The sequence below is a fragment of the Amycolatopsis sp. NPDC028719 genome (assembly GCF_055565395.1).
On record NZ_JBVHUL010000017.1, the window covers coordinates 180,879 to 200,142 of the forward strand.

22 protein-coding genes are annotated in these 19,264 nt (G+C 72.4%); 15 read left to right on the plus strand and 7 right to left on the minus strand.

The window, feature by feature from the left end:
* The first annotated feature begins 70 nt into the window (after positions 1-70).
* Together ACZ4TR_RS47580 and ACZ4TR_RS47585 are read left to right on the plus strand one after the other, a co-directional pair.
* Complete coding sequence (locus ACZ4TR_RS47580) at positions 71-865, plus strand: SDR family NAD(P)-dependent oxidoreductase (RefSeq protein WP_465295606.1); 795 nt, start codon at positions 71-73, stop codon at positions 863-865.
* Positions 862-1,383, plus strand: a complete 522-nt coding sequence (locus ACZ4TR_RS47585) for a DUF1360 domain-containing protein (protein WP_364528255.1) — start codon at positions 862-864, stop codon at positions 1,381-1,383. Before ACZ4TR_RS47580 ends, ACZ4TR_RS47585 begins: the two co-directional genes overlap by 4 nt.
* Here the strand turns inward: ACZ4TR_RS47585 and ACZ4TR_RS47590 are convergent.
* Positions 1,380-2,180 carry an endonuclease/exonuclease/phosphatase family protein gene (locus ACZ4TR_RS47590; RefSeq protein ID WP_465295608.1) on the minus strand — a complete coding sequence of 267 codons (801 nt, stop codon included), beginning with the start codon at positions 2,178-2,180 and terminating at the stop codon, positions 1,380-1,382. The genes ACZ4TR_RS47585 and ACZ4TR_RS47590 overlap by 4 nt on opposite strands.
* A gap of 20 nt (positions 2,181-2,200) precedes the next feature.
* Positions 2,201-3,703: an FAD-dependent oxidoreductase gene (locus tag ACZ4TR_RS47595; protein WP_465295610.1), complete on the minus strand. Its 1,503-nt coding sequence runs from the start codon at positions 3,701-3,703 to the stop codon at positions 2,201-2,203.
* An 85-nt stretch (positions 3,704-3,788) separates the two neighbouring features.
* Here ACZ4TR_RS47595 and ACZ4TR_RS47600 point away from each other — a divergent pair, with 85 nt between their 5' ends.
* The 4 genes from ACZ4TR_RS47600 to ACZ4TR_RS47615 all read left to right on the plus strand — a co-directional run bounded on the left by ACZ4TR_RS47600 (position 3,789) and on the right by ACZ4TR_RS47615 (position 8,799).
* Positions 3,789-5,063 carry an ATP-grasp domain-containing protein gene (locus ACZ4TR_RS47600; RefSeq protein WP_465295612.1) on the plus strand — a complete coding sequence of 425 codons (1,275 nt, stop codon included), beginning with the start codon at positions 3,789-3,791 and terminating at the stop codon, positions 5,061-5,063.
* Between the two features lie 79 nt (positions 5,064-5,142).
* Positions 5,143-6,150 (plus strand): chemotaxis protein CheB, encoded by a 1,008-nt coding sequence (locus ACZ4TR_RS47605; RefSeq protein WP_465295614.1) that lies wholly within the window; start codon positions 5,143-5,145, stop codon positions 6,148-6,150.
* Positions 6,147-6,911, plus strand: a complete 765-nt coding sequence (locus ACZ4TR_RS47610) for an ATP-binding protein (protein WP_465295616.1) — start codon at positions 6,147-6,149, stop codon at positions 6,909-6,911. Before ACZ4TR_RS47605 ends, ACZ4TR_RS47610 begins: the two co-directional genes overlap by 4 nt.
* Positions 6,912-6,921: 10 nt before the next feature.
* Positions 6,922-8,799: a CheR family methyltransferase gene (locus tag ACZ4TR_RS47615; protein WP_465295618.1), complete on the plus strand. Its 1,878-nt coding sequence runs from the start codon at positions 6,922-6,924 to the stop codon at positions 8,797-8,799.
* Between the two features lie 108 nt (positions 8,800-8,907).
* Here ACZ4TR_RS47615 and ACZ4TR_RS47620 read toward each other — a convergent pair whose 3' ends face one another.
* Positions 8,908-9,072 carry a hypothetical protein gene (locus ACZ4TR_RS47620; RefSeq protein ID WP_465295620.1) on the minus strand — a complete coding sequence of 55 codons (165 nt, stop codon included), beginning with the start codon at positions 9,070-9,072 and terminating at the stop codon, positions 8,908-8,910.
* A gap of 155 nt (positions 9,073-9,227) precedes the next feature.
* On the opposite strand from ACZ4TR_RS47620, the gene ACZ4TR_RS47625 reads away from it, so the two are divergent.
* Positions 9,228-9,947 (plus strand): methyltransferase, encoded by a 720-nt coding sequence (locus tag ACZ4TR_RS47625; protein WP_465295622.1) that lies wholly within the window; start codon positions 9,228-9,230, stop codon positions 9,945-9,947.
* Positions 9,934-10,146 (plus strand): CDGSH iron-sulfur domain-containing protein, encoded by a 213-nt coding sequence (locus ACZ4TR_RS47630; RefSeq protein WP_465295624.1) that lies wholly within the window; start codon positions 9,934-9,936, stop codon positions 10,144-10,146. The genes ACZ4TR_RS47625 and ACZ4TR_RS47630 overlap by 14 nt, the downstream gene beginning before the upstream one ends.
* Here ACZ4TR_RS47630 and ACZ4TR_RS47635 read toward each other — a convergent pair.
* Both ACZ4TR_RS47635 and ACZ4TR_RS47640 read right to left on the minus strand, forming a co-directional pair.
* Positions 10,128-11,129, minus strand: coding sequence for an iron-containing redox enzyme family protein (locus tag ACZ4TR_RS47635; RefSeq protein WP_465295626.1), 1,002 nt, complete (start codon positions 11,127-11,129; stop codon positions 10,128-10,130). The two genes, ACZ4TR_RS47630 and ACZ4TR_RS47635, sit on opposite strands and share 19 nt — an antisense overlap.
* Positions 11,130-11,138: 9 nt before the next feature.
* The gene (locus ACZ4TR_RS47640; protein ID WP_465295628.1) at positions 11,139-12,269 is read right to left on the minus strand and encodes a carboxylate-amine ligase; all 1,131 of its coding nucleotides are present in this window, start codon (positions 12,267-12,269) and stop codon (positions 11,139-11,141) included.
* A gap of 109 nt (positions 12,270-12,378) precedes the next feature.
* Between ACZ4TR_RS47640 and ACZ4TR_RS47645 the strand changes: the two genes are divergently transcribed.
* The gene (locus tag ACZ4TR_RS47645; protein ID WP_465295630.1) at positions 12,379-12,789 is read left to right on the plus strand and encodes an STAS domain-containing protein; all 411 of its coding nucleotides are present in this window, start codon (positions 12,379-12,381) and stop codon (positions 12,787-12,789) included.
* Between the two features lie 85 nt (positions 12,790-12,874).
* Here the strand turns inward: ACZ4TR_RS47645 and ACZ4TR_RS47650 are convergent, their stop codons facing one another.
* Positions 12,875-13,963: a carboxylate-amine ligase gene (locus tag ACZ4TR_RS47650; protein WP_465295632.1), complete on the minus strand. Its 1,089-nt coding sequence runs from the start codon at positions 13,961-13,963 to the stop codon at positions 12,875-12,877.
* A 94-nt stretch (positions 13,964-14,057) separates the two neighbouring features.
* On the opposite strand from ACZ4TR_RS47650, the gene ACZ4TR_RS47655 reads away from it, so the two are divergent.
* Positions 14,058-14,420, plus strand: a complete 363-nt coding sequence (locus tag ACZ4TR_RS47655) for a hypothetical protein (RefSeq protein WP_465295634.1) — start codon at positions 14,058-14,060, stop codon at positions 14,418-14,420.
* An 8-nt stretch (positions 14,421-14,428) separates the two neighbouring features.
* On the plus strand, positions 14,429-14,908 hold the full coding sequence (locus ACZ4TR_RS47660) for a hemerythrin domain-containing protein (protein ID WP_364528213.1): 480 nt from the start codon (positions 14,429-14,431) through the stop codon (positions 14,906-14,908).
* Positions 14,909-15,120: 212 nt separating this feature from the next.
* Here the strand turns inward: ACZ4TR_RS47660 and ACZ4TR_RS47665 are convergent, their stop codons facing one another.
* Complete coding sequence (locus ACZ4TR_RS47665) at positions 15,121-16,581, minus strand: aminotransferase class I/II-fold pyridoxal phosphate-dependent enzyme (protein ID WP_465295636.1); 1,461 nt, start codon at positions 16,579-16,581, stop codon at positions 15,121-15,123.
* Positions 16,582-16,660: 79 nt separating this feature from the next.
* On the opposite strand from ACZ4TR_RS47665, the gene ACZ4TR_RS47670 reads away from it, so the two are divergent.
* From ACZ4TR_RS47670 to ACZ4TR_RS47685, 4 genes are all read left to right on the plus strand, one after another.
* On the plus strand, positions 16,661-17,848 hold the full coding sequence (locus tag ACZ4TR_RS47670) for an amidohydrolase (protein ID WP_465295638.1): 1,188 nt from the start codon (positions 16,661-16,663) through the stop codon (positions 17,846-17,848).
* Between the two features lie 81 nt (positions 17,849-17,929).
* A complete protein-coding gene (locus ACZ4TR_RS47675; protein ID WP_465295640.1) occupies positions 17,930-18,232 on the plus strand; it encodes a hypothetical protein in 303 nt (100 codons plus the stop codon).
* Positions 18,233-18,354: 122 nt separating this feature from the next.
* Entirely contained in the window at positions 18,355-18,690 is a 336-nt protein-coding gene (locus tag ACZ4TR_RS47680) for an ArsR/SmtB family transcription factor (RefSeq protein ID WP_465295642.1), read from the plus strand.
* Position 18,691: 1 nt separating this feature from the next.
* Positions 18,692-19,168: an SRPBCC family protein gene (locus ACZ4TR_RS47685; protein ID WP_465295644.1), complete on the plus strand. Its 477-nt coding sequence runs from the start codon at positions 18,692-18,694 to the stop codon at positions 19,166-19,168.
* Positions 19,169-19,264 lie beyond the last annotated feature (96 nt).

Below are 19,264 nucleotides of genomic sequence, written 5' to 3' on the forward strand. Positions count from 1 at the left end.
GGGAAACCATGATGGTTGCCGCGGGCCGCGACGGGTATGCGGGGGAGCAATCACCGGAAGGGAGTGACGCATGACCACCGCCACCAAGCCGCTGGCCGTCGTGACAGGCGCGTCCAGCGGCATCGGGCTCGAACTGGCGAAGCAGTTCGCCCGGCACGACTTCGACCTCGTGCTCGCCGCCGAGGACGACGAGCTGACCGCGGCCGCCGACCAGGTCCGCGCGTGCGGGGCGCGGGTCGACGCGGTCCGGACCGACCTCGCCGCTCCGGAGGGGGTCGAGGAGCTCGTCCGGCAGCTCGACGGCCGCCCGGTCGAAGCGCTGGCGGTCAACGCCGGCGTCGGCATCAACGGCGAGTTCGCCGGCGACACCCTGCTCGAGGACCAGCTGACCGTCGTCGACCTCAACGTGCGCTCGGCCGTGCACCTGACCAAGCGGGTCGTCCCCGGCATGGTCGGCCGGGGCCACGGCCGGGTGCTGTTCACCTCGTCGATCGCCGGCACGTCGCCGGCGCCGTACCAGGCGGTCTACGCCGCCTCCAAGGCGTTCCTGACGTCGTTCTCCGAAGGACTGCGCGGCGAGGTGAAGGACAAGGGGGTGACCGTGACGGCGATGCTGCCCGGCCCCGTGGACACCGAGTTCTTCGCGCGTGCCGACATGGAGGACACGAAGCTCGCCGCCGGCGACAAGGACTCCGCGGCCGAGATCGCCGAAGCCGGGTACGAAGCACTGATGGCCGGCGAGGACAAGGTCGTGCCGGGCGCGGCGAAGAACAAGCTGCAGTCGGCCGCGGCGCGGGTGCTGCCGGACGAGGCGAAGGCGAAGCAGCAGGGCAAGATGATGAAGCCCGGATCGGCGGAATCGTGAGCGTGGTCAAGGACATCACGACGAAGGCGAAGCAGGTGCAGCGTGACTACGCCGGCGACGCCGACCGGCCGCTGGCCGGGTACGTCGGCGCCATGGGTGCGTACGGGGCCTTCGTCGGCGGGCTGACGGCGCTCGGGCGCGTCCTCGGTGCCCGGCTGCCGCGCCGCGTCGGTGTGGGTGACACGGCCCTGCTGGGCGCGGCGACGTTCAAGGCCAGCCGGATGCTGGCCAAGGCGGCGATCACCAGCCCGCTGCGGGCGCCGTTCACCCGCTTCGAGGAGGCCGCGGGGGAGGACGAGCTCAACGAGTCCGTCCCCGGCAAGGGGCACGCCGAGCACGCGCTGGGCGAGCTGCTGTCCTGCCCGTTCTGCCTCGACGTCTGGATCGGCACCGGGCTGGCCGCGGGCCTGGTCATGGCCCCGAAGCCGACCCGGCTGGCGGCCACGGTGCTCACGGTCGTGGGCGCGGCGGACGTCCTGCACCTGCTGTACGACGCGGGCAAGAAGCTCGCGTCCTAGCCCGGCCAGGTGCCCGGCGGGTGCGGCGGGACGGTCAGCTCGGCGAACAGGCCGTAGTGGTCGCTCGCCTGGACGCCGTCGATCGCGTCGACCAGCACCCGCCGGCACCCGGCGACGGCCAGCGGCGGTCCCCAGTGGCCGCCGCGGACCAGCACGTAGTCGATCCGGCGGCCGGTCTCCAGCGGCATGTCCCCGGCGCGGACCAGCGCGTTCGCCGGGGTGAAGGTGTGCCCGGGCTCGTCGGGGTACCGGCTCGCCCACGCGTCGGTGTAGCAGACGCTCGTGCCGTTGAGCGCCTGCTTGCCGGTCAGGAACCGGATGCTGGCCGAGTCCGGCGTCGCGTCCAGGTCGCCGAGCAGCACCACGTGCTCTTCGGGGCGTGGCAGCAGCTCTTCGACGAACCGGGCCGCCCGCAGCGCCTGCGTTTCACGCTCGGCTTCGTAGCCGTAGGGCCAGCTCGGCTTGTGGTGGACCATCCACAGTGGACCCCACGGCGGCGGGGCCAGCACCTGCGCCACGACCGTGGCGCACCAGGCCGGCCGGATCGCCCGCCCGGCGGGCCGCTGGTCGATCTCGTGGGTCTCGCCGAACGGCCACCGGCTCGCCAGTGCCGCTCCCACGCCACCGTCGGCGCCGGAGTGCGCGACGACGTGCCAGCCGTCGCCGAGCAGCTCCGCCACCCCGTCCGGCGCGACCTCCTGCAGCGCGACGACGTCCGGTTCCAGCGCCCGCAGCCGCCCGGCGAGCAACCGCCGGCGCTCCGGCCAGCAGGCGTACTCCGGTGCCAGCACGTTCATCGTGAGAACGCGCAGTCGGCTCATGCGGGCCCGCGGCGCAGCGGGCGGACCGCCGGGCCTTGGACGACCTCGCCGTCGACGCCGAACCGGGAGCCGTGGCAGGGGCAGTCCCAGGTCTTTTCCGCGTCGTTGAACGAAACCAGGCAGCCGAGGTGCGTGCAGTGCGCGCCGACGGTGTGCAGCTGCCCGGCTTCGTCGCGGTGCGCGGCGACGAGCTCCCCGCCGACGCGGACGACCGCCGCGTCACCGGGCCGGAGGTCGTCCAGCTTCTCCGACCGCCACAGCGCGGCGACGTGGTCGCCGATCAGGTACCGCGCGACCGTGAGGTTGTCCTCGGCCACGCCAAGCACCGAACGGGCGTCGAAGCGGTTGGGGTCGAACAGGTCCGCGGCCGGGTGCGGCTCGCCGAGGACGCGCGCCGCGAGGACGTGCCCGGCCGCGGTGCCGCCGGTCATGCCCCACTGGCCGAACCCGGTGGCCACCCAGAGGTTCTTCGTCCCCGGCAGGTACCGGCCGACGTAGGGCATGCTGTCCGGGGTGGACATGTCGTGGGCGGACCAGCGGTGGGTCACGCGGTGCAGGCCGGCGTGCTCGTCCGCCCAGTCCGCGAGCCGCCGGTACCGGCGCTCCACGTTCACGTGCGCCCCGACGCGGTAGTGCTCGCCGCCGGCGATCACCATCGGGGTGCCCGCTTGCTCGTACCCGCGCACGGAGTGGTGCGTGTCGGCGTCGAGGTACATGCCCTCCGGCGGTGCGTTCCCGGCCGCCGGCCCCGCGACGACGAGGTCCCGGACCGGGTCGAGCCGGGCGAAGTACAGGCCGCGGTCGAGGACGGGGTAGTGGGTCGCGACGACGACCTCTCGCGCCACGACGTCGCCGCGCGAGGTGCGGACGGTCTGCCCGTTCAGCGCGGTCGCGCGCGCGTGCTCGACGATCGTGCCGCCGGCGCGCTCGATCTCGTCGGCGAGGCCCAAGAGCCACCGGCGCGGGTGGAAGTGCGCCTGCCCGGTGGTCCGGACGGCGCCGAGCGCCGGGACGTCGAGCGCGACGTCGTCGACGAACGACGCGGCCAGGCCCGCCGCGGCCGCTGCGTCCGCCTCCCGCTTCAGCGAGTCGACGGTCTTCTCTTGCGTCGTGTAGACGAAGCTGTCCGCGCGGGTGAAGCCGCAGTCGATCCCCAGCTCGGCCGCCGTGGCGGCGATCCACTCGAGGGCGGCCGACTGCGTCTCGGCGTAGGTCTTGGCCGCCCCGGCGCCGTGCCGGGACGTCAGCTCGGCGTACTTCGCGCCGTGCTGGGCGCTGACCTTCGCCGTCGTGTGGCCGGACACCCCGGCGGCGACCCGCTCGGCCTCCAGTACGACGACCGAGCGGCCGGCGCGGGCGAGCAGGAGCGCGGTGGTGAGCCCGGCGATGCCCGCGCCGAGCACCGCGATGTCCGCCTCCGCGGGCACCGGGACTCCGGTGCGGTCCGGCGCGGGCGCGGTGTCGACCCAGAGGGAAAGCGGTTCGGGCAGCGCTGTCATGGCGGCGGGATTCCCGCTCGAGCGCCGGGCAAACGGGCCGTCTGGGCCGTTTCGGGGGTTCGCCGGGCCGGGTAGGCCTTCCGGTATGAGTACCAACATTTTCGTGGTCGGCTTGGACGAGGAGAACCAGCGCGTACTGGAGCGCCTGCCGGGGTCGGGGTCCTACCGGTTCCACGGCCTGCTGAGCCCGGAGGAACTGCAGCACGGTGACATCGATTTCGAGGCGCTGCTGAAGACCGCGCAGCACCAGCTCGACGCGTTCGACGGGGACGTCGGCGCGATCGTGACCTACTGGGACTTCCCGGCGGCGACGCTCGTCCCGATCCTGTGCGCCCGGTACGGCCTCCCCAGCCTGTCGCTGGAGGCGGTGCTGAAGTGCGAGCACAAGTACTGGAGCCGGCTCGAGCAGCGGCAGGTGATCGACGAGCTGCCGAACTTCGGCATCGTCGACCTCGACGACGAGCGGCCGGTGCCGCCGGAGGGCGTCGGCTTCCCGATGTGGCTCAAGCCGGTCAAGTCGTTCTCCTCCGAACTCGCGTTCAAGGCCCGCGACGAGGCCGAGTTCGCCGACGCGGTCGCCGAAATCCGCGCCGGTGTCGGCCGGGTGGGGGAGCCGTTCGGCTACGTCCTCGACCAGGTCCGGCTGCCGCCGGAGATCGCCCGCGTCGGCGGCGCGGCGTGCCTGGCCGAGGAGGCGCTGCACGGCGTCCAGGCGGCCGTGGAGGGCTACGTCCACCACGGCGAGGTCGTCGTCTACGGCGCCTTGGATTCGATCAACTACCCGGACAGCTCGTCGTTCCTGCGCCACCAGTACCCGTCCCAGCTGGACGAGGAACCCGTCCGGCGGATGCGCCAGGTGGCCGAGCGGGTGATGAAGCGGATCGGGTACGACAACGGCACCTTCAGCATCGAGTTCTTCTGCGACCCCGAGTCGGGCCAGGTCGCCCTGCTGGAGATCAACCCGCGGCACTCGCAGTCGCACGCGGAGCTCTTCGAGTTCGTCGACGGCGTCGCCAACCACGAGATCATGGTGCGTCTGGGGCTCGGCCAAGACCCCGGGCGCCGGCCGCGGAAGGGCGAGTACCAGATCGCCGGCAAGTGGTACCTGCGCCGCTTCGAAGACGGCGTCGTGACGCGGGTGCCGACCCCGGAAGAGATCGCGGAGATCCAGGACCGGGTCGACGGCGTGCAGATCGAGATCGTGCCGGAAGCGGGGCAGCGGCTTTCCGAGCTGCCGGAGCAGGACAGCTACAGCTTCGAGCTGGCGCAGCTGTTCGTGGCGGCGCACACCGAGCACGAGATGACGCAGAAGTACCAGGCCTGCGTCGACGCGCTGGCGTTCGAATTCGACGAAGGGTGACTACCACGTTTCGGAGAGCGCCCACAGGCTACCCGGGAGGGTGATGCGACTACCGTGACCGGGTGAGGAGGTGGTCGCCGTGCCCGTCCAGCGCGACGTCGTGGTGATCGGCGCGTCCGCGGGCGGGGTCGAGGCGCTCCGCAGGCTGGCGGGGGTCCTGCCCGCCGACTTCCCGGCCGCGATCCTCGCCGTGATGCACCTGGCACCCGGGTCGACGAGCGCGCTGCCGCAGATCCTGGACCGGGCCGGCGCGCTCCCGGCGGTGGTGGCGACGCACGGCCGGCCGCTCACCGCGGGCGTGATCCACGTCGCCCCGCCGGACCGGCACCTGCTCGTCGACGACCGGGTGCAGTTCCTCAGCCACGGCCCTACCGAGAGCGGGCACCGCCCGGCGATCAACGCCACCTTCCGGTCCGCCGCCGTCGCGGCGGGACCGGCGGCGGTCGGGGTCGTGCTCTCCGGCGCCCTCGACGACGGCGCGCTCGGGCTCCGCGCGATCGTCGAACGAGGGGGCGTCGCGATGGTGCAGGACCCGGAGGAGGCGCTCTACCCCGGCATGCCCGAAAGCGCGCTCGCGCACACCGCGACGGAGCACGTGTACCCGGTCGAACTGCTCGGCAAGGTGCTGGACAAGCTGGTCCGAACGCCCGGGTCGGCCGCCAGGGTGCCGCCGCCCTCGGCCGCCCTCCTCCTGGAAGACCGGATCGCCCGGGACGGAGTCCGGCTCGACGCCGTCGTCCCGGGCGACGGGAACCCCCCGTCCGGGCACACGTGCCCCGACTGCGGCGGCACGCTCGTCGAGATCGGCGGCCGGGACGGTCATTACCGGTGCCGCATCGGGCACGCGTGGTCGGCGGAGGCCCTGCTCCGGGCGCACGACCTCGAGTTCGAGCGGGCGCTGTGGACCGCGCTGCGCTCCCTCGACGAGAAGGCGGCGCTGGCCCGGCGGATGCAGCAGAACGCCGCCGGCGGGTCCGGGCTGGCGACCGGTCGGTACGAGAGCACCCTGCGCGAGTGCGTCGCGGCCGCCGAGACGCTCCGGCGGTTCCTGCTCACGCAGGACGCCGAGACCGGATCGGGACCATGACCGGCGAAGGTGGGGGAGTACTCCTGGTCCCGGAGGTCCGGGCCCGGTCGACGCTGGTGACCGTGACCGGGTGGCTCGACCTCGCGAGCTACCCCGACCTGCGCGACGGCCTGCTCAAGATCGTTACCGACGCCCCGGACAGCGTGATCGCCGACATCGGCGGGCTGACGATCGGCGAGGACAAGCTGGCGGGCGTCTTCTCGACGGTCGCCATGCGGATCAGCGACTGGCCCGGCGTCCCGTTCGCCCTCGTCTCGGCCCGGCCAGAGCACATCGCGGTGCTGAGGACCCAGGCGATCGACCGCTTCGTGGCGGTCCACGCCGATGTCGGCACGGCGGAGCGGGAGCGGGACCACCCGGCGCGGCGCCGGGCGGTGCAGCTGCTGATGCCGTCCGACGGAGCGTCGGCACTGGCGCGGCAGTTCGTCACCCGCGTCTGCGCCGAGTGGGGGGTATCGGAGAACACCGAGGACGCGCTGCTCATCGCGACGGAGCTGGTCGAGAACACGATCCGGCACACCTTCTCCGCTCCCCGGCTCCGGCTGGAGCTGCGGCGGGGCGTCTTCACCGTCGCCGTCGCCGACGACGATCCGCGGCCGGCGGTGCTGCACGAGCGGGTCCACAGCTCCGACGGGGGCCTCGGGCTGCAGATGATCGTGCAGATCGCCCGGGTCTGGGGGTGCAGCAGGTCCTGGGCGGGCGGCAAGGTCGTGTGGGCGGTGCTGGCCCGGCACGGCGGCGCGCGCGGGGGCAGCGGGTAGCGTGTACCCGGTGACGGAGCTCCGGCCGGAAGCCGACGACGAGTTCGAATCCGTGCTCGTGTACCTCAAGGAATCGCGCGGCTTCGACTTCACCGGCTACAAGCGGACCAGCCTGATGCGGCGGGTCCAGCGGCGGATGAGCCAGGTCGGCGCCGAGGGCTACGCGGACTACATCGACCAGCTCCAGGTGAACGCCGACGAGTTCGTCGCCCTGTTCAACACCATCCTGATCAACGTCACCGGGTTCTTCCGCGACCCGGAAGCCTGGGAGTACCTCCGGCAGCAGGTGATCCCCACCCTGCTGGCCGAACGCAACCCCGAAGAGCCCATCCGCGTGTGGAGCGCGGGCTGCGCGGCGGGCCAGGAGGCCTACAGCATCGCCATCGCCCTCGCCGACGCGCTCGGGGTCGACGCCTTCCGCCGGCGGGTCAAGATCTACGCCACCGACGTCGACGAAGAGGCCCTCGTCCAGGCCCGGCACGCGGCGTACACCCCGGACGAACTCGAAGGCGTGCCCGAAGCCCAGCTCGCGGAGTACTTCGAGCAGCAGGGCAGCCGGTACACCTTCCGCACGGACCTCCGCCGCTCGGTCATCTTCGGCCGCAACGACCTCGTGCAGGACGCCCCCATCTCGCGGATCGACCTGCTCGTGTGCCGCAACACGCTGATGTACTTCAACGCCGAAACGCAGACGAAGATCCTCGAGCGGCTCCACTTCGCGCTGGCGCCCCGCGGTGTGGTGTTCCTGGGCAAGGCCGAGATGCTGCTCAGCCACACCCGGCTGTTCGAACCGCTCGACCTCAAGCAACGGGTCTTCCGCAAGAGCGGCGCCACCCAGGCCGGCCACCAGCACTTCACCGCCCACGGCAACCCGGCGCGGGCCCCGGCCGACGTCCCCGGCTTCGACCAGCTGCGGGAGCACGCGTTCGCGACCAGTCCCGTCGCCCAGCTCGTGGTGACCGGCGAAGAGGTCGTCGCGCTGGTCAACCGGCAGGCCGAGATCCTGTTCGGACTGTCCGAGCGGGACGTCGGGCGGAAGCTGTGGGACCTCGACGTCTCCTACCGCCCGGTCACGCTCCGGCCCTACGTCGAGCAGGCCCGCCTGGAACGCCGCTCCCTGCGGATCAAGGACGTCGAGTGGCGCCGGGCCGGTGACGCCGTGTGGTACGACGTGCACGTGAACCCGTTGCTGGGCAAGGAGAAGAGCCTGCTCGGCGTGTCGGTGGTGTTCCACGACGTGAGCTGGGCGCGCTCGCTGCTCACCGAGCTCGAATACACGAACGGCCGGCTCAAGCTGGCCTACGAGGAACTGCAGTCGACCAACGAAGAGCTGGAGACCACGAACGAGGAGCTCCAGTCCACGGTGGAGGAGCTGGAGACGACCAACGAAGAGCTCCAGTCCACCAACGAAGAGCTCGAAACGATGAACGAGGAACTGCACTCCACCAACGACGAGCTGCAGACGATCAACGACGCGCTGCGGGACCGCGGCCTCGATCTCGACGAGCTGAACGACTTCCTGGAGTCGGTGCTGACCGCGGTCCAGGCCGGGATCGTGGTGATCGACTCCGAAATGCGGATCAAGGCCTGGAACCGCGGTGCGGAGAACCTGTGGGGTGTCCGCCGCGAGGAGGCGGAGGGCACCCACCTGCTCAACCTGGACATCGGCCTGCCGATCGCCGAGCTGCGCCCGGTGCTCCGCGAAGCGCTGGCCGACGCCGGGTTCCGGGCCGAGCGGGCCCTCGACGCCGTCAACCGCCGGGGGCGCACCGTCGTGGTCCGGTTGCTGTGCAGCGCCTTGCAGGACCGCGTGGGCGCCAGCGTGGGCGCTCTGCTGATGATGGAAGAGACCGGGCCGGTGGCCGAGGAGACAGCGCCGGCGTCCTGAGGCGCGGCGGCGTCCGGCCGGTGTGCCGAGGGCCCGATGAGGCGTTCGGGGCGCCGGAAAGCACCTTGCCACATCGGGCCGCCGCAGTGTGCGCTCCCCGCGGTGCCGTCAGCCCGACTGCGGGTCGCTGTCGTCGTGCTCGTCGCCGCTCGACGTGCCTTGTTCGCCGCGGAGCGTTTCGCGCTGTGCTTCCGGGGTGTTGCCGTGCGGGTCGTCGCCGCGGGCGCCTTCGGCCGGGTCGGTCGGGTGCTGGGTGCGGTCCTGGGACGTCATCGCCGTGCCTTTCTCCGGGGTCCTTTGCGGCCCGGATACCCCGCCGGAGCGGGTTCAACCGGCGGCGTTTGCGGCGATCTTCGCCGGGTAGCCCGGGGCGACGCGGTTGTCCGCCGGCGAGTGCGCCGGGCCGCGGCGAGGTGAAGGAGACCGAGATGACCACGTCGGCGGAACCCGTCCGCCCGGGCCCCTTGGCCGCCCGGCCCGTCGTCCTCCGGCCCGTCCCGGCCGCCCCGCGGCTGCTGCGGCTCCCGGGCGTCTACCGCCCCCAGGAAGACACCGCCCTGCTCGCCGAGGCGATCGGCGACCTCGCGATGCCGCCCGGCGCGCGAGCCCTCGACCTGTGCACGGGCACCGGCGCGCAGGCGCTCACCCTGGCCCGCCGCGGCGCGGAAACCGTGCTGGCACTGGACCTCTCGCGCCGCGCACTCGCGTCGGTACGCCTCAACGCCTTGACCCGGCGGCTCCGGGTCCGCACCCGCCGGGGCGACCTGACGACGGCGCTGGCGGAGGGCCCGTTCGACGTCGTCGTCGCCAACCCGCCCTACGTGCCGTCCCCGGCTCCGACGGTCCGAGGCACCCGTGGCTGGGACGCGGGGCCGGACGGCCGCGCGGTCCTCGATCCGCTCTGCGCCCGGGCGGGCACGCTGCTGCGCCCCGGTGGCACGCTCCTGCTCGTCCAATCCGCACTGTCCGATGTGGATCGATCACTGGAGATGCTGACGGCACAGGGTCTCCGGGCTTCGGTGGACCGGCGCGCCCGCATCCCGTTCGGGCCGGTCCTTTCCGGACGGACGGAGTTCCTGGAAGCGGCCGGCCTGATCGAGCCGGGGCAGCGGATGGAGGAGCTGGTGGTGCTGCGTGCCGGCCGCTGAGCGGCCCCGCCGCGTCACCGTCGTCCCGGGCGGGCCGGTCCTCGTCGAAGGGCCGGTCGAGCTGTGCACGCCCGAGGGCGAGCTCGTGCGGTCCGACCGGTTCGTGGTCGCGGTGTGCGCGTGCCGCCGGAGCAAGCGGTTCCCGCTCTGCGACACGAGCCACCGCAAGCGGGTGCGGACTCAGCCCGGCAACGGCTGACGCAGCGAAGACTCACCCGCGCGCCAGTGTTCCAGCAGCCGCGCGCCGAACCGGCCTTCCAGGAACTCCGTCGCCTGGATCCCGAACACCACGTCGGCGGCCAGCTCGGGCTCCTGCTCGAGCAGGCCGCCGAGCACGTCGTGGCGCAGCACCTGTTCGTGGACCGCGTCCGCCTCGATGTGCTCCGTGAAGAAGAACCGGCACGCCTCGGGCGCGTTCAGCCGGCGCAGCGCCTGGTCCATGCGCGCCGCGGACGGCGCCGTGGTGATCTCCGCCGCCGCGAAGTGGCCGCACAGCGCACCCCGCAGCGACCGGTGCAGGCCGAACATCGACATCATGTTGACCACGGCGAACATCGGCCCCGGCACGTGGTCGGCCAGTTCCAGGTACCCGTCCGGCAGCCCCGCCGCGCGCAGCAGGTCCGCGTACAGGCGGGAGTGCGCGAGCTCCGCGCGCCCGCCGCCGAACTCGTCGAACTCCACCGCCACCAGTGCCGCCTTGGCACGGCCGCGCAGCCGGGGGATCACCCACGCGTGCGGGTCGGCCTCCTTGTGGTGGTAGACCGAGCGGTGTGCGAAGTACTCGCGCACGTGGTTCCATTCGCCGTGGTCGCGCAGGAAGTGCGACACGCCCTCGGCGTCCAGCGGTTCGACGAGCAGGGCGTCGAGCTCGGCCTGGACGTCGTCCCCGCCCGGCACGTTGTCGCGCAGCGCGGCCAGGAAACGTGCCTCCAGCGCGCCGCGCAGGCGCAGCAGCTCCGGGTCCCACTCCCAGTCGGCCGACACTCCCGGCAGGCCCTGGTAGTGCAGTTCGTAGCACAGGTGCAGGGCCAGCTGGAGGTCGTCGCCGAGCGGGTCGGCGTCCGCCAGGCCGTCGAAACCGAGATCGGCTCGCGGCTGATCCCGCAGCAGCGTCGAGAGCACGGACTCCGACAGCGGTCCGCGCGACGCCGGCAGCGCGGTGGCGGTGGTGAAGGTCGTCATGGCCGGTGACTACCCGGTGAGCCGCGTTCCATGCCCGGCGGGCACGGTCCGCGCGGTGAGCCACCGCACCGCGGCCGCCGTCCCGCGCCCGGCCACCGCGCGCTGCTGCGCCGATCCGGTCCCGTCCGCCCGCAGCGCCGCGACGAGCACCTGGACCTCGGCCAGGTCACCGTTCTCCTCGAGAGCCGTGTGGACGTGCTCCAGCAGGGCTTCGACCAGTGTCCACGCCGGACGGCGCGTCTCGTCGAGAGCGTCGACGAGCGAGCCGGTCAGCCCGTGGCGCGCCGCGGTCCACACCGCCGCCGCGGCCACCTGCGGGGACAGCGGCGCGGCTTCCCGCCCGCGGGCGAGGTCGTCCAGCGCCCGCCGCACCAGGGCCCGGCTCAGGAGGGCCTGCAGCACGGCGTGGTCGACGGTCAGCGCGGTGTCGGCGACGCGGAACTCGACGGTCGGGAACCGGCCGGACGGGCGGGCGAGCCAGAACGTCTGGTCCGGGTCGACGAGCGCGCCGCACTCGACGAGCGTGCCGACCGCCCGGCGGTACGCGGCGTGGTCCCGCAGGTGCGGCGCGACGCCGGAACCGGGGAAGCGGGACTGCTGGACCATCCGCCAGCTGTGGTAGCCGGTGTCGCGCCCGTGGTCGAACGGCGCGTTGGCCGACAGGCCGAGCAGCGTGGGCAGCCAGCGGCCGAGGTGGTTGACGACCGCGACCGCGGTGTCCGGGTCGGCGACCCCGACGTGGACGTGGCAGCCGCAGGCTTCGTAGTCGGCGACCACGGCACCGTAGGCGGCGTCGATCTCGGCGTAGCGGCCGGTGGCCGCGGGCGGCTCGACCGCGCCGGGCCCGAGCGGCGTGCCCGTGGCCAGCAGCGCGCAGTCCTCGGCCGCGGCGGCCCCGGCCAGCACCCGGCGCGCCGCCGTCAGCTGGTCACGCAGCTCGCCGGCAGTGGTGCAGACGCCGCTGGCGGCCTCGATCTGGGTGAGCCGCAGTTCGCGGTGGACCTGGGCGCCGTCGGGCAGCGGCCCGTGGTGGTGGTACCGCGCAAGCACCTGCTCCGCGCACGCCGACGCGTGCCCTGTGCGCGGGTTGACGAGCAGGAACTCCTCTTCGACGCCCATCGTGGGCGGGCCGTCGGACATGGGCGGGCTCCTTCCGCGGATTCGCCGCCGGTTACCCGTTCCACCGGCGGAAATGCACTCGGACCGGGCGCTGTTTGACGTTCGGCCGGCAGGGGGTACTTCCTGTGTCATGACGACCGATTCCCGGCGGGGAGAGGCCCGGACGGCTTCTCCGGCCCAGAGCCTGCCCTCGCCGCGCGCGCCCGCCGACCTGCACAGCGAGGTTCGGTGGAAGAGCGCCGACGCGATCGTCGTCGAGGTGACGGGCGAAATCGACGCGTGCAGCGCACCTGAGCTGGAGGCCACGCTGGCCGGGCACGTGCGCGCCCGTCCCGCGGTGCTGCGGGTCGACCTCGGCGAGGTCGGGTTCCTCGGTGCCGCCGGTCTCCGCGTGCTGCTGGAGGCCCGCCGGGACGCCGAAGCCGCGGATGTCCACCTCGTCGTCGACCCCGGCCGCTCCCACGCCGCCGTGCGCGCGCTCCAGTTGCTCGAGCAGCTCCCACCGCAACCCGGCTCCCGAGGCCCGGACGGTCGGGAGTGAGAAACCGGGATCCAACCCGGTTCCTCACTCACGACCACGCCCCAGCGGACCCTCGCGACCGTCAACGACCCTCGGACGCGCGGCACTAGCCGCCTTCGGTCAGCAGGTCCACGACGGCTTCCGCCCGGCCCTTTTCCGCGAAGGCACGGCGCTGCCGGTCGGCGCCGCCGCCTTCGGCGACCAGCCGGGCGATCCCTTCCCGGGCGAAGTCCAGGTCTCCCGCCGCTTTCAGCGCGGGGGCGGTCAGTTCGATCAGGTCGTCGAGCACCGCTTTCGCCGGCTGCAGGTCACCGGTCCGCGGATGCGGGCAGGAGCCGGTCACCCCTTCCTTCGACGCTCGCCAGAGCCGGCCGCGCAGCACCTCGTTCGACAGCTCCGGTGACCGCGCGCCGTCGGCCAGCGCGGTCGCGACGAGACCACGTGCCAGCACCCCCAGCAGCACCGCGTCCGCCGGCTTCGCGGCGACGTCGGATATGCGGAATTCGAGCGTGGGCTGCTTCTCCGACAGGCGGACGTCCCAGTAGATCATCCCGCGGTCCAGGATCGCCCCCGACCGCAGCCAGCCGTCGACGATGCTCTCGTACTCGTCGAGCGAAGCGAACCGCGGCGGCGGGCCGGCCGAGGGCCACCGGCTCCACTGGTGGTAGCGCCAGCTGGCGTAGCCGGTGTCGTAGCCGTCGGCGATGGCCGAGTTCGCGGTGATCGTGAGCAGCGCGGGCAGCCACGGCCGGACGCTGTTGAGGACCCGGATCCCGCTTTCCTTGTCGGGGATCGCGACGTGCACGTGGCAGCCGCAGGTGAGCGACGTCCACGCGGTGGCGCCGAAGTGCTCGGCCATCCGCTGGTAGCGCGGGTTCGGTGTGATGCGCGGTGGTGACGATTCGGCCAGTGGCGGCGCGCCGGCCGGCAGCAGCCGGTAGCCGCGGGCACGGGCCGCCCGGGTGAGGTCCTCGCGCAGCCCGCTCAGCTGCCGCAGCGCCTCGGCGTGCGTGCGGCAGACGTCGGTGGCGGTTTCGGCCTGCGACAGGTTGAGCTCGTGCTGCAACTCGCCCTGAACGTCGTCGGCCGCCTCCGCGGCGTCGACGACGTCATCGCCGGCCTGCGAGAGGTGGCCACGCCGGTCGACGACGAAGAACTCTTCTTCGATGCCGAACGTCAACACGTCTGGGTTCACCGCTGCTCCTGGTATCGGGGAGTCGGCTGAGTACCCGGATGGAGTACCGCGCAAACGGCGTTTTCCCCGGCGGCGAACGGGTATTCGAGCGGTCATGAACCCGAGCGCAGCCTCCTCGCCGTCGCTGCTGGCCGCCGACGCCGGGGCCACCGTGCGCCGGCTGTCCCGCTGCGTGGGCGAGGGCGGACTCGACTCGCCGGCCGAGATGTACCGGGTGCTCGGCGCCCTGCGGCTGCTGGCGGACGACCTGACCCACCTGTTGCCGGCCTTGCAGGGCCGGCTTGAGGAGGGCCTCCTGTCCGGCCGGGTGACCGGCCACGGCGGCACCGTGGAGGCGACGTGGGACGCGGTGGGGGCCGTCGGCCGGGCGCTGGCCCACGCCCGCACCGTGGCTCTGCTGATGACGAAGGAACTGGAGAACTCCCAGGTCGCCCTGCGGGACCTGGCCACACCGTGAGGAAATCGATGTCGACCGACGCGATCGTGTTGCTCAAGAACGACCACAAGACCGTGGAGAAGCTGTTCAAGGAGTTCGAGAAGGCGGGGGAGGACGCTTACGACGAGAAGCGCCGCATCGCCGACTCGATCATCGAGGAGCTGACCGTCCACGCGTACATCGAGGAGGAGATCTTCTACCCGGCGGCGCGCGAGGCGGTGCCGGAGACGAAGGACCACGTCCTGGAGAGCGTGGAGGAGCACCACGTCGTGGTGTGGATGCTGTCCGAACTGCTCGACCTCGACCCCCACGAAGAGACGTTCGACGCGAAGGTCACGGTGCTGACCGAGAACGTCCGCCACCACGTGGAGGAGGAAGAGGACGAGTGGTTCCCGGAGGTCCGCTCGGCCATGGGGCGCAAGCGGCTTCAGGAACTGGGGCAGCGGATGATCGACGCCCGGTCGGACGCGCCGAAGAATCCTCTCGAACTAAAGAGCGCGAAGGCCTGAGGCACCGGCGGCGTTGCTCGTTTCCGGCACCGCAGCGCCGCCGGGTTCACGCTTGCAGAACTCGCACAGGGGATTTCGATGCAGTGAATGACTCATTCCTGGCGTCCGGCGCCAGGAATGAGTCATTCACTGCATCGGGGGTGATCCGGCGCGGGCCGTTCCGCGATCCCGGCAAAGCCGGGTCGCACCAGGAGGTTCCGACCCGGCCCTCCTCACTGCCGGGCGACCACCCGGACCGACTTCAGCTCGGAGTCGGCCGGGTCGGGCAGTTCCATCCCCGCCTCCAGTCCGCTGCGCAGGTAATCCAGGATCGGCTTCGTGATCACTTCACCCGGCAGCACGCCGGGAGCGCCCGGCGGGTACGGCGTGATCATCTCCGCCGCGATCCGGCCTGGTGCCTCGTCCAGGGAGACCTGCTCGGCCGGGCCGAAGAACGCGTCGCGCGGCAGCATCGCCGTCTCCAGCTCGAACTCCGCCGGCGGCGGGATCTCGACCTTCGGCGGCGTCTTGAACTCCGGTGCGGCCTTCAGCAGCGCTTCGAGCGCGGAGACGAGCACGCCCGTCGTCTCGTCGTCATCCGAATGGTTGATCTGGGCCACGATCCGGCGATGGTCCGACAGCCCGACGGTGACGTGCTGCTGCTCGCGGAGCCAGTCGGCGGCCTGGTACCCGCTGATGCCCAGCGGTGCGAGGTCGAGCACGACCTTCAGCGGGTCCACGGAATCCGCGAGGTCCGGCCCGAGGAACTCGTCGTGCAGGACCGTGAACCCGAGGTCCGACACCCGGCCGCGCACGGATTTCACCAGGGTGAGGGCGCCGTCCAGCAGTTCCTTGCCGTGCTCGGCCATCTGCCGCCGCCAGCCGTCGAGGGCGGCGTACACCAGCGAACTCGGGCTCGTGGTGCCGAGCAGGTCCTCGCGCGACTTCAGCACGTTCGGGTCCACGCGGTCGCCCTGCAGGTGGAACACCGAACTCTGCTCGACGGCCGCGCCCATCTTGTGCACGCTCGTGACGCACACGTCGGCGCCCGCGAACATCCCCCACGGCGGCAGGCCGTCGTGGAAGGGCAGGTGCGCGCCCCACGCCTCGTCGACGATCAGCGGGAGGTCGCGGGCGTGGCAGAACTCCGCGACCGCGCGGACGTCGCCGCAGGTGCCGTAGTCGGTCGGCGTCACCATCAGGGCGCCCTTCACGTCGGGGTCCCGTTCGAACGCCTCCGCGTACTCCCGCGGGCCGGGCGGGTGGGTCAGGTGCTGCCCGGCGTCCCAGTGCGGCCGCACCCACACCGGCTGGACGCCGCTGACGATCAGCCCGGACACCACCGACTTGTGGACGTGCCGCGGCACCAGCAGCTTCTCGTGCGGCCCGGCGACCGCGAGCATCGCGCTCTTCACCGAAAGCGAGCTGCCGCAGGTGGAGAAGAACGTGTGCTCGGCGCCGACCGCGTCGGCCATCAGTTCCTGCGCTTCGGCGAGCACGCCCTGGCGCATCAGCCGGTCGTCGAGGCCGTTGAGTGCGATGACGTCGGACTCGAAGACCTTCGCGCCGACGATCTCCAGCACTCGCGGATCGACGCCCCGGCCCTGCTTGTGGCCGGGCGCGTTGAACGGGACGTAGCCGATGCGGTGGTAGTCGCGCAACGCTTCCAGCACCGGTGCCTTGGTCTGGTCCATGCGCGCGAGTAGCCGCATTCGGTCCGTGTGAAACACTGCCGCTGGTGTGGCCGTGCGTGGTGGGGGTATTCCGATGGGCATGGAGTGGCACGAAGAGCTGCACGAGCGGGCCGACGAGCGGATCGAGCGGCTGGACGAACGGCTGTGGGCGGTCGCGACCGCGCTGTACGAACGGCCGGAACTGTCCTATGAGGAGCACGCGGCCGCCGAACGCCTGACCCGGGAGCTCGCCGAGGACGGCTTCGCCGTCGAAACCGGCGTCGCGGGACTGCCGACGTCGTTCCTCGCGCGGGCCGGGAGCGGGCGGCCGTGCGTCGCGCTGCTGCTGGAGTACGACGCGCTGCCCGGGCTGGGCCACGCGTGCGGCCACAACCTGATCGCCGCGGCCGGCCTCGGAGCCGCCTTGGCGGCGCGCGCCGTGCTGGCGGACAGCCCGGGCTCGCTGCTCGTGGTGGGGTGTCCCGCCGAGGAACGCGGCGGCGGCAAGGTGGCGCTGGCCGAGGCGGGCGTGTTCGACGACGTCGACGCGGCCCTGATGGTCCACCCCGGCGTCCACTCGTGGTCCTGGGCCCCGCTGACCGCGCAGGTGGAGCTGAAGGTGACCTTCCGCGGCCGCGCGGCGCACCCGACCGGCGACCCGGAAGCCGGCATCGACGCGCTCGCCGCGCTGATCCAGGCGTTCGGCGCGGTCTCGGCACTGCGCCAGCGGCTGCCCGCCGGCTCCCACGTCCAGGGGATCATCACCCACGGCGGCGAGGCGACGAACATCGTCCCCGACCGCGCCGAGGGCCGCTTCGGGCTCCGCGCGCTCACGACCGGTGCGCTGGACCGCCTGGTCGAGGACGTGACGACGGCCGCGCAGGGCGCGGCACTCGCGACGGGCGCGAAGGTCGACGTCGAACGTCTCGGGCGCGGCTACGCCCACTTCCGCGACAACCCGGTGCTGTCCGAGCGGTTCACCGAGCACCTGGCGGCGCGCGGGATCCACGCGACTCCGCCGGCGCCGGGGGTCTTCCTCGGTTCGTCGGACATCGGCGACGTGAGCGTCCGGGTCCCGGCGATCCACCCGTTCGTGGCGATCACGGCGGAGGAGTACTCCGACCACACGCCGGAGTTCGCCGCGGCGGCGGCGAGCCCGCGCGGCCGCTCGGCGATGCTGGCGTCCGCGGCGGCACTGGCCCGCACGGCGATCGACCTCCGGACGCACCCGGCGCTCGTCAGCCGGGCGTGGGACTGCTTCCGGGACCTGGCGCGCAACGAGCGCTGATCCGGCCGGGGCGTGTCCGCCGTCGTGACGTTCGGCGAACAGTGCGCCATCCGACGCTGACCGGCTTTCGGAGTTCGACCGATGTTCCGGGCGGCATCGACCGCGTCGACGACGTTGCCGGTGAACAACCGCACCACGCTTTCGCGCGCTTTCGGGTGGCCGAAGAGGCGTTCGGCGCGCACCGCACGTTTTCCAGCGCAGCAGCGGATGTTCGACGACGGTGCCGGAAGTGCGGTCGACCCGGCCGCCGGTGGCGACGCCGAGCCGAGCGGCTCGCGGTCCGGGGCGTGGCCGAGCAGCAGGTCGTCGAGGATCGCCCGCTGGACGGCGCCGGCGCCGGCGCTCCGCCGGGCGCCGCGCGCGTCCGTCCTGTGTGGACTGTGAGGACCGGGTGGACCGTCGACCCGGGAGGCCATGGGCTGATCGTGGCAGACGGCGGAGCGGGGGCCCAGTGTGCCCACGATGCGGGTTCTTGACGCATACCCATATGGGCATATGATGCTCCCGTGGCACGAGCAGCGACAACGGCCGACACCTTCAACGCCGTCGCCGAACCCCGGCGGCGGCAGATCCTCGACGTCCTGATGACCGGCGAACGGTCCGTCGGCGACCTCGTCGACGTGCTCGGCCTCGCCCAGCCGCAGGTGTCGAAACACCTGCGCGTCCTGCGGGAGGTGGGCGCGGTCGACGTGCGCGACGAAGGCCGCCAGCGCGTCTACCGGCTCAACGGCGCCGCGCTGAAACCCATCCACGACTGGGTCAAGCGCTACGAACGGACGTGGTCGGAACGCTTCGAGCTGCTGGACGGCGTCCTCGAAGAACTCAAGGAACAGGAGCACTGACGTGGAGATCACGACCCCGGCGGACGACCGGATCCTCATCACCCGCGAGTTCGACGCGCCCCGGCACCTCGTCTACCGCGCCTGGACCACGCCGGAGCTGGTGAAGCGCTGGTGGGCCGGGCATCGCGGGACGACGACGAAGGTCGAGATGGACCTGCGGCCCGGCGGCCGCTGGCGCTTCGTGCTGGAGACGGACGACGGTGCCGAGGTCGGCTTCCACGGCGAGTACCGGGAAGTCGTGCCGGACGAGAAGATCGTCTACACCGAGGTCTTCGAGCTGCCGGGCGTGGACCTCGACTCGGTGGACGGGCCGCTCATCACCGTCACCTTCACCGCTCTCGGCGACCGGACGCGCTTCGAGCTGCTGACCGAAACGGGCAGCAGGGAACTGCGGGACATGATCCTCGAGTCCGGCATGGAGGTCGGCGTGCGGGAGCAGCTGGTCATCATCGAGGAGCTGGCGAACTCCCTGCGCTAGCTGTATTGACCACGGAGGTTGGGTACGGGCGACACGTGATCGGATGATCTTGGTGTGAGGGAGGGCCTCCGGGTTCGGTGTGGATTGCGACATCTG

Excerpts from the sequence above, each read along its gene's own strand:
- ACZ4TR_RS47600 (WP_465295612.1), top strand. The coding sequence starts at position 3,789 with ATGAGTACCAACATTTTCGTGGTCGGCTTGGACGAGGAGAACCAGCGC.
- ACZ4TR_RS47665 (WP_465295636.1), bottom strand. The coding sequence starts at position 16,581 with ATGGACCAGACCAAGGCACCGGTGCTGGAAGCGTTGCGCGACTACCAC.
- ACZ4TR_RS47595 (WP_465295610.1), bottom strand. The coding sequence starts at position 3,703 with ATGACAGCGCTGCCCGAACCGCTTTCCCTCTGGGTCGACACCGCGCCC.
- ACZ4TR_RS47645 (WP_465295630.1), top strand. The coding sequence starts at position 12,379 with ATGACGACCGATTCCCGGCGGGGAGAGGCCCGGACGGCTTCTCCGGCC.
- ACZ4TR_RS47620 (WP_465295620.1), bottom strand. The coding sequence starts at position 9,072 with ATGACGTCCCAGGACCGCACCCAGCACCCGACCGACCCGGCCGAAGGC.
- ACZ4TR_RS47610 (WP_465295616.1), top strand. The coding sequence starts at position 6,147 with ATGACCGGCGAAGGTGGGGGAGTACTCCTGGTCCCGGAGGTCCGGGCC.
- ACZ4TR_RS47640 (WP_465295628.1), bottom strand. The coding sequence starts at position 12,269 with ATGTCCGACGGCCCGCCCACGATGGGCGTCGAAGAGGAGTTCCTGCTC.
- ACZ4TR_RS47625 (WP_465295622.1), top strand. The coding sequence starts at position 9,228 with ATGACCACGTCGGCGGAACCCGTCCGCCCGGGCCCCTTGGCCGCCCGG.
- ACZ4TR_RS47675 (WP_465295640.1), top strand. The coding sequence starts at position 17,930 with ATGTTCCGGGCGGCATCGACCGCGTCGACGACGTTGCCGGTGAACAAC.
- ACZ4TR_RS47590 (WP_465295608.1), bottom strand. The coding sequence starts at position 2,180 with ATGAACGTGCTGGCACCGGAGTACGCCTGCTGGCCGGAGCGCCGGCGG.
- ACZ4TR_RS47580 (WP_465295606.1), top strand. The coding sequence starts at position 71 with ATGACCACCGCCACCAAGCCGCTGGCCGTCGTGACAGGCGCGTCCAGC.
- ACZ4TR_RS47670 (WP_465295638.1), top strand. The coding sequence starts at position 16,661 with ATGGAGTGGCACGAAGAGCTGCACGAGCGGGCCGACGAGCGGATCGAG.
- ACZ4TR_RS47655 (WP_465295634.1), top strand. The coding sequence starts at position 14,058 with ATGAACCCGAGCGCAGCCTCCTCGCCGTCGCTGCTGGCCGCCGACGCC.
- ACZ4TR_RS47635 (WP_465295626.1), bottom strand. The coding sequence starts at position 11,129 with ATGACGACCTTCACCACCGCCACCGCGCTGCCGGCGTCGCGCGGACCG.
- ACZ4TR_RS47660 (WP_364528213.1), top strand. The coding sequence starts at position 14,429 with ATGTCGACCGACGCGATCGTGTTGCTCAAGAACGACCACAAGACCGTG.